Raw genomic sequence first — 14319 nt, forward strand, 5'->3', positions numbered from 1 at the left:
GATGGCTGCGTCAGGAGAGATCGTGGAGGTCCTTTTCGCGTGGCGGTCCGACCTCGAAGTCCGCAAAGTCGACCACCAGCCCCGCGCGTTCCGGCGTGCAGCACATCGGTCCGACGAAATAGCTTTGCGCGACGGGAAACGGCGCAAGCCTCATTAGCGGCCACATCTTGCCATCGGTCGAGAACTGCAGCTTGAGCACGCCTTTCGATACCGTTGCGCGCAGCCAGAATTCGCCCGCCGTAGTGAGGCCCGACCCGACGGCCCAGTCCGACTGACCGGCCGTCAGCACGCTGCTCAGGCGTAGCGCGCCATCGGTGAATTCGACGCCCGCCTTCACCCAGTTCGCTTCATCGACACGCACCATCAGACCGGCCTGGTCGTACAGCGATTCGAAGCCGCCGCGAATATGCACCTGCGCCGTGAAATCGCCAGCGGTGCGTGTGCCGAAACAATGCCCTGAATCGCGCACGAAGCCGTAGTGCGTCCTGCGCCAGAAATCGGTACTGGCGTCTGTGGTGACGCGCAGCAGGTCGTCTTTCAGAACCCACGTCGCGGGCTCGTTCAGCCATTCGCATTGTTCGAACACAGTGTGTCTCCTGTCGACCGGAATTAGCGTTTTAGCCGTCGGTCGGAGTTCGCGCTTCAGCGCGCTACGCCGAGCCCATGCAGAGCACTTACTCGGGTCCCATGCAAGTTGTTGTTCTGAGTGGGTACCGTTCCACACGACGTTTCGCACGAAAGCGCCTAATGCGCAGCCCGCAATGCCTCGTCGGCGACGGCGAGCCGCGAGGCCATCACCTTCACCACGAACCGATGGAACTGCTGCGCCGCCAGCGGATCGTTTTCTTCGAGCGCGCGCAGCGCCGCATGCGAAAGCCGCCGCACGCGCGCGGGACCGTCGGCACACACATCCGCACTGCGCGCCCTCTGCGTATATACCGCCATCTCGCCGACGATCGTCCCAGGGCCGAACGAACGCAGACGGATCGTGCGGCCATCGACAAGCGGCAATGATACGGTCACACGCCCGCGCTCAACGAGATACATCGCATCGCCCGCTTCACCTCGACGAAAGAGCGGTTGCCCTGCTTCGAGCTCCTGCACTTCGAGACACGCCAGCAACGCAGCGAGCGCCTCTGGCGAAAAATGCGGCGCGAGCGTCGCTTCGAAACATTCATCGCCAGGCGCAGCCGGGTTCGCATACGGCGCGAGCAGCCTGCCTTCGATCCACTCAAGACCCGAATCGAGCGTCGCAAACTCGTGAATCCGCAGATTGAGCGTGCCAGTCCTGGCGAGCAGATCGCGCGAGCGCGCGGGCAACGCAGTCAGCACGAGATCCGCGTCGTTCGTCGCGCACATCTGCCGCAACTTCACGAAGCTGATCGAAACCGATGCATCCATGCCGTTCGTCGCCGCAAAATCGAGCACGACAAAACGGACCGGCGCCGCACCGCGCGCCGCCAGCCGTTCACGCATGCGCTGCAGGATCGAGTTCGCGGTACCGAAGAACAGGAACCCCTGCAGGCACGCGCCGCACACCTGCGGCCCGAGTTCGTGCAGCCGCTGCATCTCCTCGATGCTGCGTTCGACGTTCGACGTGCGCGTGCCCGCATCGAACTCCATGCGCACGCAACTGACGCGCCCATACAGCAGCGCGAACATCACGCACGCCGCGATGACGCCGACCACGACGCCCGCCACCACACCATAGAACACAACGACGCCAAGAATGACAGGCACGAGCAGATACTCATGCCAGTTCAACCGGCCATACGCGGTAAAGAGCCACTGGATCAGCAACCGCAGGCCCATGAAAAACTGCAGGCCCACAAGAACGGGCACAGGAAAGAGCGCACGAGGTCAGGCGAGACGGCCAGCACGACAAGACACGCCAGCGAGGCGAACACGCCCGCCATGCGGCTCGTCGCACCGGCACGCATGTTGAGCACCGAGCGGTTGAACGATTGATAGCCGACCATGCCGCCCAGCATCCCGCTGGCAATATTCGCAATGCCCGCCGCGCGCATCTCGCGATTCAGGTCGACTTCTTCGCCCGTTTCCGCGCCAAGTGCGGTCGAGTTCATCAGGATCGTGATCGCGGACACCGAGGTCACGACGAGCGTCTCCGGCAAATGCGAGACGATGGCCGACCAGTCGATCGCGCCCTGCACCACTGAAGCCCGCAGATGCAGTTCAGGCAACTGCATCGCGTGCATCGGCACATGCGGCAGCAGCAGGCCCATGTGCCGCGCGTCTTCGATCGAGAGGCCCGAGATGTTCAGCAGGAAATAGAACAGCGCGATGCCGCACGCGAGCGTCAGCGGTAAAACGGCCGCATGATTCCACACGCGCGACAGCACGGTGAGCAACACGCCGATGATCACCGCGGGCACCCATGCGAGCCAGTGCAGATGCGCGAGCGCGGCGAGCAACGTGTGCCACTGTGGCGCTTCGCCGGTCATCACGCGAAACGCGCCGGCCAGCAGCAGATAACCCGTGCCCGCCAGAAAACCGCCCACCACCGGATACGGCAGGAACTGCAGCGAGCGGCTGCGCTTCGAAGAACCGATGGCGAAGAGGATGATGCCCGTCACGATCGAACAGAGCGCGATGGCGATGAGGACCGTCAGCAAAATGGTGCGCGGCGAGCCGCCATTGGCGCGCACGCTGCTCGCCACACCGGCCGCGACGCCGACGAGAAACGCCGTCGCGTTGCTGTCCGGGCCGCCGATGTTCGCGCGCATCGAACTGGTGAGCGCGATCACGAGCGCCGTGACCACGCAGCTGACGAGCGCCGTCGGCACGCCGAGTTCGGCGTAGCGCGCGAGATCGGCACTGAAGATCATCGTGCCGAGACTCATTGCGTAGCAGAGCATCACCAGCGTCGACACCGCGCCGGCCGTCAGGTCGCCGATCAGGGCGACGGCACGCGGCCGGGCGCGTGCATCGGTGGCGGAAGTTGTCGGACCTGGCTTCACGGGCGCTCTCCCGATGACTGCGGGTCAACTCCTGGCCGCACGAGTATCCGCCGCTGCGCCGCAACGTGTCAATTTCCCCGCATCCGGTGCCCGCTTAAAAGTGCGCGACGTACACTAGCCGTGGCGCTCATTCATGTGACTGCCCGCACCCGAACCCGTTTTAAGGTCGGCGGCTCTGCTGCAAAACCCGCTTCAGGCGACGGCGATGGATATCGATCAGTGGCTCGATACGTTAGGGCTTGGGCAATACGCGGACACGTTCGCCGCGAACGACGTCGACGTGGCCATGCTTGCCCAGCTCACCGATGCCGATCTCAAGGAACTCGGCGTGCTCTCGCTGGGCCATCGAAAGCGCATGCTGGCGGCCATTGCCGGCAACACCGTCGCGCCGCCCGCGCCGGCCGCCGAAGCGGCTGCATCTGCTGGATCCGCCGCCGCATCCACCATTTCACCCGCCGCGACCGCCGCCACGCCTTCAGGCGAACGCCGGCAGGTGACGATTCTCTTCGCCGATCTCTGCGGTTTTACGGCGCTTTCACAGACACTCGACCCCGAAGAACTTCGCGACCTGACGGGACGCTACACGGCGCTCGTCGATGGCATCGTGCTCGGCTATGGCGGCACGATCGACAAGCACATCGGCGACGCCGTGATGGCGATCTTCGGCGCGCCGCGGGCGCATGACACCGATCCGTTGCGCGCGGCCCGCGCCGCGCTCGACATTCACGAAGCGCTGGCGGGCTTGAGCGAAACCGCCACGCGCCCGCTGAAGGCGCATGTGGGCATCGCCAGCGGCGAAGTCGTCGCCGGCACGCTCGGGCGGGCCGACGCGCAGGACTACACGGTGCTCGGCGATTCAGTGAATCTGGCGGCCCGTCTCGTCGCGGCCGCGGGTCCTGGCGAGACGCTGCTTTCCGACAGCGTGCACCGTGCGCTGGGCGGTTGCGTGTGCGCCGATGCCGTCGCCGAAATGCGCTTCAAGGGCATCGATACGCCGGTTCGCGTCTGGCGCCTGCAGGGCATCTCGGCCGAAGCCGTCGCCGCGAGCCGCAGTCAATTCGTCGGACGTAAGGCGGAACTGGAGCAGTTTCGCGGCATCGCACGTGCCTGCCTCGAGCAGCGTGCCGGACAGGTCGTCTATGTGCGCGGCGAAGCCGGCATCGGCAAAACACGGCTCGTCGATGAAATGCGCCGCTTCGGCGCGACGCTGGGCTTCGGCATCCATCGCGGGCTCGTGCTCGACTTCGGCGTGGGCAAAGGGCAAGGACCATTGCGCGCAATCGTCAGCAGTCTGCTCGGCCTCACGCCCGCATCCAGCCTGAACGACCGCACGGAAGTGGTCGCGCACGCGGTGGCTTCGGGTGTCATCGAGCCCGCGCAGCTCGTGTTTCTTCACGACATGCTCGACGTGCCGCAGGCGGGCGAATGGCGCACGCTGTACGACGCAATGGACAGCGCCGCGCGCATTCGCGGCCAGCGCGGCGTCGTGGCGACGTTGACCGCGCACGCGTGCCGGCGCGAGCCGACGATGATCGTCGTCGAAGACCTGCACTGGGCCGATCCGCAGATGCCCGGCTTTTTGTCCGCCTTCGCAACCGCCGTTGCCGATGGACCGGGGCTGCTCGTCATGACGTCGCGCGCCGAAGGCGATCCGCTCGATGCCGCGTGGCGCGCGAGCTGTCGCGGCACGCCGCTCGCCACGATCGATCTCGGACCGCTGCGCAGCGACGAGGCGTTGAGCCTCGCGGGCTCCTTCATCGATGCGACACAGCGCATTGCGCTTGCCTGCGTCGATCGCGCGGGTGGCAACCCGCTCTTTCTCGAACAGCTGCTGCGTCACGCCGAAGAAGGCAGCGGCGAGGCCGTGCCGGCGACGATCCAGAGTCTCGTGCTCGCGCGTATGGACCGCCTCGCGCCGCTCGACCGTCAGGCGTTCCAGGCCGCCGCCGTGATCGGCCAGCGCTTCGATCTCGCGCTGCTGCGCAGCCTCATCGATACCCCTGATTACGAGTGCCATGGTCTCGTCGCGAATGCACTCGTGCTACCCGAAGGCGACGATTATCTCTTTGCACATGCGCTGATCCAGGAAGCCGCGTATTCGACGTCGTTGCGCGCTCGCCGGCGCGAGCTGCATCAGCGCGCCGCCGAATGGTTCGCCGCCAGCGATCCGATCCTGCATGCGCAGCACCTCGACCGTGCCGGCGACGATCGCGCACCCCACGCGCTCCTTGAAGCCGCCACGGCGCAGCGCGCCGCGTATCTCACCGATTCCGCGCTGCGTCTCGTCGAACGCGCGCTCGCCATCGTGGAGCGGGACAGCGACCGTCACGCGCTGATCTGCCTGAAGGGTGAACTTCAGCGCGACCTCGGCGACATCGCGGGATCGATCGCGACGTATCGAAAGGCGCTTTCGATGGCGCCGGACGAAGCGAGGTTGTGCGAATCGCAGCTCGGACTCGCGGAAGGCCTGCGGGTCAGCGAAGGCCTCAGCGAAGCGCTCTCACTGATCGATGCCGCCCAGCACATCGCGGAGCGCCTCGATCTCGTCGCCGAGCTTGCACGGCTGCATCATCTGCGCGGCAACATCTTTTTTCCGCTTGGCCGGATCGACGAATGTCGCACCGGCCACGAACAGGGGCTCGTGTATGCGCGCCGTTCGGGTTCCGCGGAAGCGGAGGCGCGCTCGCTCGGTGGCCTGGCCGACGCGGCGTATGCGCAGGGCCGCATGCGCACGGCGTTCGATCACTTCAGCCGCTGCGTCGCCCTTGCGCGCGAACACGGCTTCGGAAGGATCGAAGTCGCAAACCGCTCGATGGTCGGATTCAGCCGGGTCTATCTGAACGAGGCGCGCCTCGCACTCGAAGACGGCGCCGCTGCCGCGCGCGTGGCGGCGCTCGTCGGACAGCCACGCGCCGAATTGCTCGGTGAGACGATGGGTGTGTTCGCAAGCCACGAACTGGACGACACGGCGGCGATGCGGGTCCATCTCGAACGCGCGATGCAGCTTTCGCGCCAGTTGGGCGCGCGGCGCTTCGTGGCGCAGACGCTGGAAATGGAGGCCCGCCTCGCGCTCGACGAAGGCAATCGCAGCGAAGCCATTGCAGTGCTGCACGAGGCACTTGCCATCTCGCGCGAGGTCGGCGCGCAGTTCTCGGGACCGAAGATCCTGGGCGCCCTCGCCTGCGCAGCGCAGGACGATGCGGAGCGCGCGCAATGCCTCGCCGAAGGCGCGGATCTGCTCCGACGCGGCGCGGTGGGCCATAACCATCTATGGTTCTATCGCGATGCCATCGACGCGATGCTATCCGCGGGCGACGCTTCGGGCGCACTGCAGTACGTCACGGCAATCGAACACTACACACATGCCGAGCCGCTTCCGTGGGCCAATCTTTTCGCCGCACGCGGACGCGTTTTGGCGCGCGTGATGCTGGGGCACCAGGACGACACCACGCGCCGCGAACTCGAACGGGTTCGCGACGCGCTCGCCGAAGCGGGATACCGGCGCTACCGGCCGGCCGTGGAGGCTGCCCTCGCCGGCTATGGCGACATCGATGCAACCGATGCCGCCCGCCCGTAGCGGCGCGAACTAGCGCTCGTTCTCGGGAAAATCCGCGCCCACGGTCGTTGCTTCCCACGCATCGAAGTCCTTCTTCAGCAGATCGATCTTGCCGCGCGCGAGATCGAGCGCCACGCGGCCGAGCAGCAGTCGCAGCGGCGGCTGGTCGGACAGCGCGGCATCGATGATTGCCTGCGCGGCACGCACCGGATCGCCCGCCTGGTTGCCACTGCGAGCCTCGGTCTGCTTGCGGCGCTCACCGGCCGTCGCGTCGTAATCGGCAATACGTGTGGCCGATTGCTTGATCGACGGCCCCGCCCAGTTCGTGCGGAAAGGGCCAGGTTCGACGATCAGCACGTCGATGCCAAGCGGCCTCACTTCCAGCGCGAGCGATTCGGAAATGCCCTCCACCGCGTATTTCGTGCCGTGGTAGTAGCCCGTCGCGGCAAAACTCGCGATGCCGCCAATCGACGACACGTTCACGACCAGACCGCTGCGCTGCTTGCGCATCTGCGGCAGTACAGCCTTCGTCATGTCGACGAGACCGAATACGTTGGTCTCGAACATCGCGCGCACGGCGTCGTCCTCGCCTTCCTCGATGGCGGCGAGATAGCCGTAGCCCGCGTTGTTCACGAGCACGTCGATGCGGCCGAACTGCAGCTTTGCCTGCGCGACGACCTCATCGATCTGTCCGCGCTTCGTCACATCGAGCGGGAGCACCAGCGCGCGCCCTGCGTGTCCTTCGGCGATGTCCTGTACCTTCGATACGTCGCGCGCCGTGACGACGGCCCGCCAGCCGCGTTCCAGCACGAGTTTTGCCAGTTCACGTCCAAAACCGGTCGAACAGCCTGTAATGAGCCATACGGGATCGTCTCGATTCATCATGTGAGAACTCCAGTGGGTGTGGGGGGACAAACAGGAAAGGGAGAACGCGAGGGGTCAGGCGCGCACCGTGCTAGTACTACGGTAACAAAAATCCGGACTTCGCGACGGAGTCCATCACGGGAGGAACCATGCGAAAGCCGATTGTCAGCAGCCTGTGCGCAGGCGCGGCCGCCCTGCTGATATTGCCCGCGGCATCTTCTGGACAGTCTGCCGGGGCGTTCACGAACAGTCCGGTGAACCTGTATGCCGGGCCGTCGCAGGAATATCCGGTCGTCGCGCAGTTACAGGGCAACGTGCCCGTGCAGGTGATGGGCTGCGTGAGCGGCTATTCGTGGTGCGATGTCGAGGTGTCGAACCTGCGGGGCTGGGTCTACGGCGCCTATCTCAGTTACCCGTATCAGGGCAGCAGTGTGCCCGTCATGACGTATGGGCCGACCATCGGCTTTCCGATTGTGACGTTCGCGATCGGCACGTACTGGGGCCGCTACTACCGCAACCGTCCGTGGTACCACGATGAGCCGCGCTGGGAGCACAGGCCGCCGCCCTCGGCGTCGCCTCATGGGCGCCCGCCTGGGCCGCCGCCTCCGCACGGGGGACCGCCGCCCGGCCATGAAGGCCGGCCGCCTGCGTCGCCGCCAGCGCACGGTGGACCGCCTCCTGGTCATGGTGGACCGCCGCCGTCGCATGGGGGACCGCCGCCCGAACCGGTGAACAATGCCCGCCAGCCGCCCGGGCAACAGCCGGTGCACGGTGGGCCGCCACCCGGCCCGGTGAACAACGCCCGCCAGCCACCTGGACAGCAACCGGCACAGGGCGGAGGCCGGCCAGCAGGCCCGCCTCCTGGTCAAGGTGGCGGTGGACATCCCGCCGGACCACCGCCCTCGCACGGCGGCGGAGGTGGCGGCGGCGGTGGCGGTCATTCCGGACCGCCGTCCAGCGGCGGCGGTAACGGTGGTAACGGCGGCAATGGCCCGCCGCCTCAGCACTGAGAGCGCGAAGCAACGCGCCGCTCCCGCACCGTTCGCGGGAGCGTGTGGCACGTACCTCGCTCAATCTGGATCCGGCATGCCTGGAAAGAGACTCGATCCGTCTTTCTCTTCGACGTCGGAAAGGTTGTATTCGGCGCGAACCGCCTTGAGTACCGTTTCGATATCGCGCTCGTAGCCGATCGCGCCGCCGAAATGCTTCATGGTCCAGTTGCAGCCCGACGCATCGGGCTCGATCTTCTGCGGACGCGGCACGCGGATCTTCACGCCGTCTTCGACGATTTCATGAATGCGGTGAAGGCGCCGGCTCACTTCCGCCTGCAGGCGCGACGCATTGAGCAACTTGCGTAGCACGACATTCTCCTTCTGGTTTCACTGTGCAATACAACAGCGGTGTGTTGTTCAACTCAGTATTCGTTCAGTGGCGGAAGCGGCCGCTTTTCCAGCCGCTTTTTACGCGTCTTTTTTGTTACCCGGCGCAGCGCCGCCTCCGTCTCGTTCCATTGCAGCGAAGCGCCCGCACGGCCTGCATAGTAAGCCCTGACCGCCTCGATCAGGCGGCGGACTGGCGGATCCTGCGTGGCATCGATGGCATCGATGGCATCGACGCGCGCGGGGTGGGCGAAATCCGGGCTTCGATCCATCCATCGATAAAGCAGCGGAATGGTTTCCTTCAGCGACCCGCCACGTGCCGCACGACGCAACGCGCGCCACGCGGGCGCATCGCCCTGCGCGTAACGAGTGCGCGTCGCCGCCAGCGAAGCGCTCAGGCGCCGGAACAACGCGCGCACCCGTGGCCAGGCCCACACAAGTGCCAGCACCACAGCCAGCACGAGCGCCGCAACGGTAATCTGCGTCCGGTCGATCACAACGATGCGGTGCGCAGCGCCCTTTTCGATTGCGTCGACGGGAATATCGAAGAGCGGCTTTTCCTTCACCGCGACCGCCGAGAAGCTCACGGCAGGCAGGACGATCGTCTCCTTCTTCTGCGTCGCGGTGTTCCACCATTCGATCGACACGGACGGGAGCGTGTAGTGTCCGCTGCGATTGACAACATAAGTCATCGTGTCGGTACGCTCGCCAGCGACGAGCCCCACGCGATCCTGCATGATGTTCTTCGTCGCCTGAGGCTTCGGATACGGTTTGAGTCCCGCCACAGGCGCGAACGCGACCGGTGGAATCAGCATCGATTCGGTGGCTTGCGCGTGTTGCGTGATCGTGCGCGTAATCGCGTCGCCCACTTTCACCCGCGACGACGATGGCTCGACTGTCTGCGTCGCGATCAGCTTCGGCGTCGGGAAAAACACGCGCATGCCTTCGGCGCCTGCGGGCACGGTCGCGACGAGTTTCAGCGCTGGCGTCGTGAGTTTCGATGTGCCCGTCGTGCCCGTCATCCCGCCCGGAAAGACCTCGATGGTCACAGGCGGAATGTCGAACGTTTTCGCTGTTTGCGGCGCGATCCGGTACGCACGGCTCACGCCGAACCAGCTCACGCCGTCGATCACTTCGTGCAGGTTGACCGCCTGCTCGTCCGGCAGGCTGACAATCGCGCCGGGCACGGTGAAGAGCGGCCACGTCGGCGCTTCGGTGAACCACGTCGTCGTCAGCAGATCGACGACGAGCTTGACCTGCGTGCCCGCCACCACCGTTCCGGCCGGTTCGAGGTGCGCGCGCGCCATTAATTGCGGCGGCGTGTCGGCGCGCGCGTAACCTGTGGCTAGCAACGCGAACATCGCGCACGTCGCGGCCAGCAGCAGGCGGAAAGTTCGCAGCGGTCTCATTGCGCACCCGTATTGTCGATGCCCGATTCCTGCTCGAAGCGTTGACGCAAAAACACCGCCGGCGACGTGTTGAGGCTTCGCATCCACACATCTTCCGAAGGCGTGGCGATCAGCGTGCTTTGCGCGAGCTTGCCCTTCTTCTTCTTGATCTTGACGTCGTCCGACTCTTCGTCTTCCTCGTCCTTTTGCGGTTCCTGTTTTGGCGCTGCGAGCAGTTTGCGCATCAGGTCGCGATTGTCGCCGGCTTCGCGAAACACGGGCTGCATCGCAAGCGTACGCTCATAGGCCTTGAGCGCACCCGCGTAATCGTCGAGATGCGCGAGTGTGTTGCCGATGTAGAAATACGCCTGTGCCGTTTTCAGGCGCGAGAACGATTGCAGCGCGGCGGCATAGTCGCCATCGAGATATTGCGCGCGGCCTTTCCACATCGGATCGTCGAAGTGTGCGGCCGCTGCCTTGTAATCGCCGTGCCCGAAATACCAGCGGCCCTGCTGGTCGTGCGTCGCGAAGAGGTCGATCCAGTGCCACGCGGCCGCACCTGAAGCCGCGTGGGCTTCGCGCGGTGTCGAACCGAACGCAAGCGCAAGCAGCACGACGGGCAGCCACTTCACCGTCCAGCCGCGCCGGAACGCCAGCAGCGCAAGCGCCAGAAGCGGAATCACGAGCCAGTAGCCCGTTTCCTTCCAGCGCGCAATCCGCTTCGATTCATCCGCTTCAGCGAGCGCAGCCTGCGCGCGACGCATCACCCACGCGACGTCGTCATCGTCAGCTCGCATGCTGGCAAGCGGCACGCCCGCTTCGTGCGCGACCTTGCGGATGCCGTCCGCGTCGAACGTGCCCATCAGCGGCAGCCCTTCTTCATCCATTTCGACGCGGCCGTCGGCGCCGCGAATCGCGCCGCCGTTTTCAGTGCCTACCGCGAGCCACAGCAGTTGATGCTGCGTATTTTTCGCTTTCTGCACGAATGCGTCGGTCTGCTTTTCATCGAAGCCGTCGCTCATGAACACGATCGTGCCCGTGGCGGGATCTTTTGCGAGCAGACGCTCCGCGATGTCGAGACCCGCGGTCGCGTTCTTCCCGTCACGCGGCATCACCGAAGGCGAGAGCGCGGGGAGGTACAGTTCCAGCATCGCGGGATCTTCGGTGGGCGGCACGACCAGATGTGCGGTGTCGGCGAACACCACGAGACCCGTGCGCGCGCCCTTGCGCGCATTCGCGAGATCGAGCACCTTCTGCTTCGCACGCTCAAGACGCGTCGGCGCCACATCGGTCGCGTCCATCGAACGCGCCACTTCGAGCACGATGACAAGCGGCGCCTTGTCCTGATCGAACGGCGGACGTTCCTCTTCCCATGTCGGTCCCGCCACAGCAATTGCGGCAATGGCGATGAAGAGCGCAAGCGTGTGCACCGGCTGGATCCGCCGGCGGCTCGCGTCGCTGACGATCAGGTGTTCCAGCAGGTGCGGCGCGATGATGTTGCGCCAGCGCGAGCGCACGTTGTTGCGACGGAACCAGAGTACGGGCAGCAATACGGCGGGCACGAGCAGCCACAGAAAGAGCGGACGCAGGAAATGGAACGCAGTGAGATCAATTGCCATGACTCGCCTCGCCCATCTTCACGCGCGCAGGGGCCGGTTCCTGACGCGGCGCGCGCATCATCGCGAGCACGAGCGCGAGACAGTGATACAGCGTGTAGACGAGAAGCGCGAGCGCCAGCGGAATCCAGTAGTAATCGCGCTGTGGCCGATAGATTTCGCGCTTGACCTTTTCCGGCGTGATGCGGTCGAGCGTCGTATAGACGTCGGCCAGTTCCTGCTGGTTGCCCAACGCGCGAAACGCGCGGCCGCCCGTGACGTCGGCTATTTTCTGCAGCGCGTCGAGATCGACCTTGTCTTCGCCGGTTGCGTTGGGGTCGCCAATGCCTATCGTGTGCACGACGAGTTTGTGATCCTTTGCGATTTCAGCGGCACGTTCGGGCGGAATCGCGCTGCTTGTGTCGTTGCCGTCGGTCAGCAGGATCAGCACCTTTTCCTGCGCGGCCGATTTGTCCATCAGCTTGACTGTCAGGCCGATCGCATCGCCGATTGCCGTGCGCTGCCCTGCCATGCCGATCTGCATCTGGTTCAGCAGGATCAATACGCTGTCGTGGTCGAGCGTCAACGGCGCCTGCGGATACGCCGCCTGTCCGAACACGACGAGCCCAATGCGGTCGCCCTTACGCTTCGCGACGAAATCCGCCACCACGCGTTTCACCGCCGTGAGCCGGTCCATGCGCTCACCCGTAGCGGTATTGACAAAATCGCGTGTGCTCATCGACCCCGACAGATCGATGCCGAGCATCAGATCGCGCGCAGGTTCCTCGTGCGTGACAGGCGCTTCGACATAGACGGGTTTTGCCGCTGCGGTGACAAGAAGCACCCATAGCAGCGGCATCATCAGACGCTGCAGCCAGTTACGACGCAGACGGACGCCACCGGGCGCAGGGGTTTCGCCGGCCGCTTCGGCCATTTCGTGGAAGAACGGCATGCGCACGGCGGAGGCCGTCGTGCGCCACGCAGGCACCAGCCACCACACCAGGAGCGGCACGGGCAGCAACAGAAACGCCCACGGAAAATCAAATTTCCACATGATGATTGCGGATCCAGTCGCGGGCGTGTCCGACGAGCGCTTCGGCATCGTGTTGTGAAACGGCACCAAGCTCGCTGGGTGGCGCGTAGCTCAGGAACGACAGCAATGCGCCGCTTCGGGTGTCGAACTGCCCACGTGTACGCGCGAGAAACGCTAGCCATGCGTCACCTGTCAGCGACGCGACGCGCTCGCGCGGCGCGGCAGCGAGCGCCGTGCGCTTGATGAGCGGCGCAATGGCAGCGAGCGCGGCGTCGCGACGCGACGCGTCGTTCAGGCGCGCGGCGATCGCGTCGAGTTCAGCAAGCGCGATCTTCCGGTAGCGCTCTCTCTGGTGACGACGCCATGCGATCCAGCCAATCCACATTGCGATTGCCAGCATCGCGAGCGCAACGGCCAGCCAGCCCGGTGTTTGCGGCGCCCACGAAACGGGCGCGGGCAACGGCAGTTCTTTTAGCGGCTGAAGTGCGAGCGATGTGTTCGCGGGCGTCAGCGGACTAGCGGAAGCAGCAACGCTCATATGCCGCTCCCCGTCGACGGCCTTGCGCGCTGGCCGAAGAGACGCCGCACCTGCTCGACCGTGGGCTCGTCCGTCGAAAGCGCCATGAGCGGCACGCCGCTCGAACGCAGCAGTTCCGCGACTTCAGCCGTGCGTCCGCTAAAGAGGCTCGTGAGCGGCGCGCGCACGCGCTCGTTCTGGATGCGCAGTTCCACCTGCAACTGCCCTTCGCTCACCACCAGCGCGCGATGCTCGGGCATGCGCTGCCACAGCGGATCGAACACCATCGCCGCGATCACGTCGTTGTGCCGGGCGAGTTGCCGCAGCAGCTGGCGCGTCCGGTCGCCCGCGCCGGCAAAATCGCTCATGATGCAGACCAGATAGTCGTGCCCGGCGAGCTGCAGCACGCCTTCGAGCGCGTCGTCGAGCTGGCTGTAACGGGTCCGCGCCGTGCTGTCCGCGTGCAGCGCGGAATTCATGCGGGCGATCGTGCCAAAGAGCGTTTTGATGCGCGCGCGGCTGCGCAACGGCCGCACGGGCACAACGGCGCTGTCGTTGAAAATCACGCCGCCGACGCGATCGCCCGCGGCAAATCCCATCCACACGGCGAGCGCCGCCGCTTCCGCTGCGACCACCGATTTGAACGCGCGCGTCGAGCCGAAAAACATGCTCATGCGCTGATCGACGACGACGAGCAGCGGCCGGTCGCGCTCTTCGGTGTACGCGCGGATCTGCGGCTTGCCCGTGCGCAGCGAGACTTTCCAGTCGATGTGACGGATATCGTCGCCGGGCAGATAGCCGCGGATCTCTTCGAAATTCAGCCCGCGTCCGCGCAGACGCGACGCGTGATTGCCCGACAGAATGCTCGACACCGGCGCAGGCGCGACGAAGCTCAGGCCGCGCGCGCGAAACTCCAGCTTCGCGAGATGCGCGGCGTCAACGTACACACTGCCGATTGCCGGTCCGGACTGCGTTGCCACGGCCTTCCCCTTGTTAGTGTGTCGACTTC

At 65.5% G+C, this 14319-nt stretch carries 10 protein-coding genes and 1 pseudogene; 2 read left to right on the plus strand and 9 right to left on the minus strand.

Annotation, left to right across the window (positions count from 1 at the left end; all coding sequences use genetic code 11):
- Positions 1-10: 10 nt before the first annotated feature.
- Both LPA36_RS21755 and LPA36_RS21760 read right to left on the minus strand, forming a co-directional pair.
- Positions 11-586: a DUF1349 domain-containing protein gene (locus LPA36_RS21755; protein WP_228881346.1), complete on the minus strand. Its 576-nt coding sequence runs from the start codon at positions 584-586 to the stop codon at positions 11-13.
- A gap of 158 nt (positions 587-744) precedes the next feature.
- Positions 745-2978: pseudogene (locus LPA36_RS21760) on the minus strand (SulP family inorganic anion transporter).
- 205 nt (positions 2979-3183) lie between these two features.
- Here LPA36_RS21760 and LPA36_RS21765 point away from each other — a divergent pair.
- Positions 3184-6555, plus strand: coding sequence for an adenylate/guanylate cyclase domain-containing protein (locus LPA36_RS21765; RefSeq protein WP_228881348.1), 3372 nt, complete (start codon positions 3184-3186; stop codon positions 6553-6555).
- A gap of 9 nt (positions 6556-6564) precedes the next feature.
- On the opposite strand, the gene LPA36_RS21770 is transcribed toward LPA36_RS21765, so the two are convergent.
- A complete protein-coding gene (locus tag LPA36_RS21770; RefSeq protein ID WP_228881351.1) occupies positions 6565-7419 on the minus strand; it encodes an oxidoreductase in 855 nt (284 codons plus the stop codon).
- A 128-nt stretch (positions 7420-7547) separates the two neighbouring features.
- Between LPA36_RS21770 and LPA36_RS21775 the strand changes: the two genes are divergently transcribed.
- The gene (locus LPA36_RS21775; RefSeq protein WP_228881353.1) at positions 7548-8408 is read left to right on the plus strand and encodes an SH3 domain-containing protein; all 861 of its coding nucleotides are present in this window, start codon (positions 7548-7550) and stop codon (positions 8406-8408) included.
- 60 nt (positions 8409-8468) lie between these two features.
- Here the strand turns inward: LPA36_RS21775 and LPA36_RS21780 are convergent, their stop codons facing one another.
- The 6 genes from LPA36_RS21780 to LPA36_RS21805 are packed head-to-tail and all read right to left on the minus strand — an operon-like array spanning position 8469 to position 14290.
- On the minus strand, positions 8469-8759 hold the full coding sequence (locus tag LPA36_RS21780; protein ID WP_228881356.1) for a hypothetical protein: 291 nt from the start codon (positions 8757-8759) through the stop codon (positions 8469-8471).
- A gap of 53 nt (positions 8760-8812) precedes the next feature.
- Positions 8813-10186 (minus strand): hypothetical protein, encoded by a 1374-nt coding sequence (locus LPA36_RS21785; RefSeq protein ID WP_228881359.1) that lies wholly within the window; start codon positions 10184-10186, stop codon positions 8813-8815.
- On the minus strand, positions 10183-11784 hold the full coding sequence (locus LPA36_RS21790; RefSeq protein WP_228881361.1) for a vWA domain-containing protein: 1602 nt from the start codon (positions 11782-11784) through the stop codon (positions 10183-10185). The genes LPA36_RS21785 and LPA36_RS21790 overlap by 4 nt, the downstream gene beginning before the upstream one ends.
- On the minus strand, positions 11774-12814 hold the full coding sequence (locus LPA36_RS21795) for a vWA domain-containing protein (protein WP_228881363.1): 1041 nt from the start codon (positions 12812-12814) through the stop codon (positions 11774-11776). Before LPA36_RS21795 ends, LPA36_RS21790 begins: the two co-directional genes overlap by 11 nt.
- Positions 12801-13331, minus strand: coding sequence for a DUF4381 domain-containing protein (locus LPA36_RS21800; RefSeq protein ID WP_228881366.1), 531 nt, complete (start codon positions 13329-13331; stop codon positions 12801-12803). The genes LPA36_RS21795 and LPA36_RS21800 overlap by 14 nt, the downstream gene beginning before the upstream one ends.
- Complete coding sequence (locus LPA36_RS21805) at positions 13328-14290, minus strand: DUF58 domain-containing protein (RefSeq protein WP_228881369.1); 963 nt, start codon at positions 14288-14290, stop codon at positions 13328-13330. Before LPA36_RS21805 ends, LPA36_RS21800 begins: the two co-directional genes overlap by 4 nt.
- Positions 14291-14319 lie beyond the last annotated feature (29 nt).

The sequence above is a fragment of the Paraburkholderia saeva genome, from assembly GCF_907164555.1.
In the GTDB taxonomy this organism is placed as follows: Bacteria; Pseudomonadota; Gammaproteobacteria; order Burkholderiales; family Burkholderiaceae; genus Paraburkholderia; species Paraburkholderia saeva.

Coding starts and splice junctions, on each gene's coding strand:
- LPA36_RS21765 (WP_228881348.1), top strand. CDS start 3,184: ATGGATATCGATCAGTGGCTCGATACGTTAGGGCTTGGGCAATACGCG.
- LPA36_RS21770 (WP_228881351.1), bottom strand. CDS start 7,419: ATGATGAATCGAGACGATCCCGTATGGCTCATTACAGGCTGTTCGACC.
- LPA36_RS21775 (WP_228881353.1), top strand. CDS start 7,548: ATGCGAAAGCCGATTGTCAGCAGCCTGTGCGCAGGCGCGGCCGCCCTG.
- LPA36_RS21785 (WP_228881359.1), bottom strand. CDS start 10,186: ATGAGACCGCTGCGAACTTTCCGCCTGCTGCTGGCCGCGACGTGCGCG.
- LPA36_RS21790 (WP_228881361.1), bottom strand. CDS start 11,784: ATGGCAATTGATCTCACTGCGTTCCATTTCCTGCGTCCGCTCTTTCTG.
- LPA36_RS21795 (WP_228881363.1), bottom strand. CDS start 12,814: ATGTGGAAATTTGATTTTCCGTGGGCGTTTCTGTTGCTGCCCGTGCCG.
- LPA36_RS21800 (WP_228881366.1), bottom strand. CDS start 13,331: ATGAGCGTTGCTGCTTCCGCTAGTCCGCTGACGCCCGCGAACACATCG.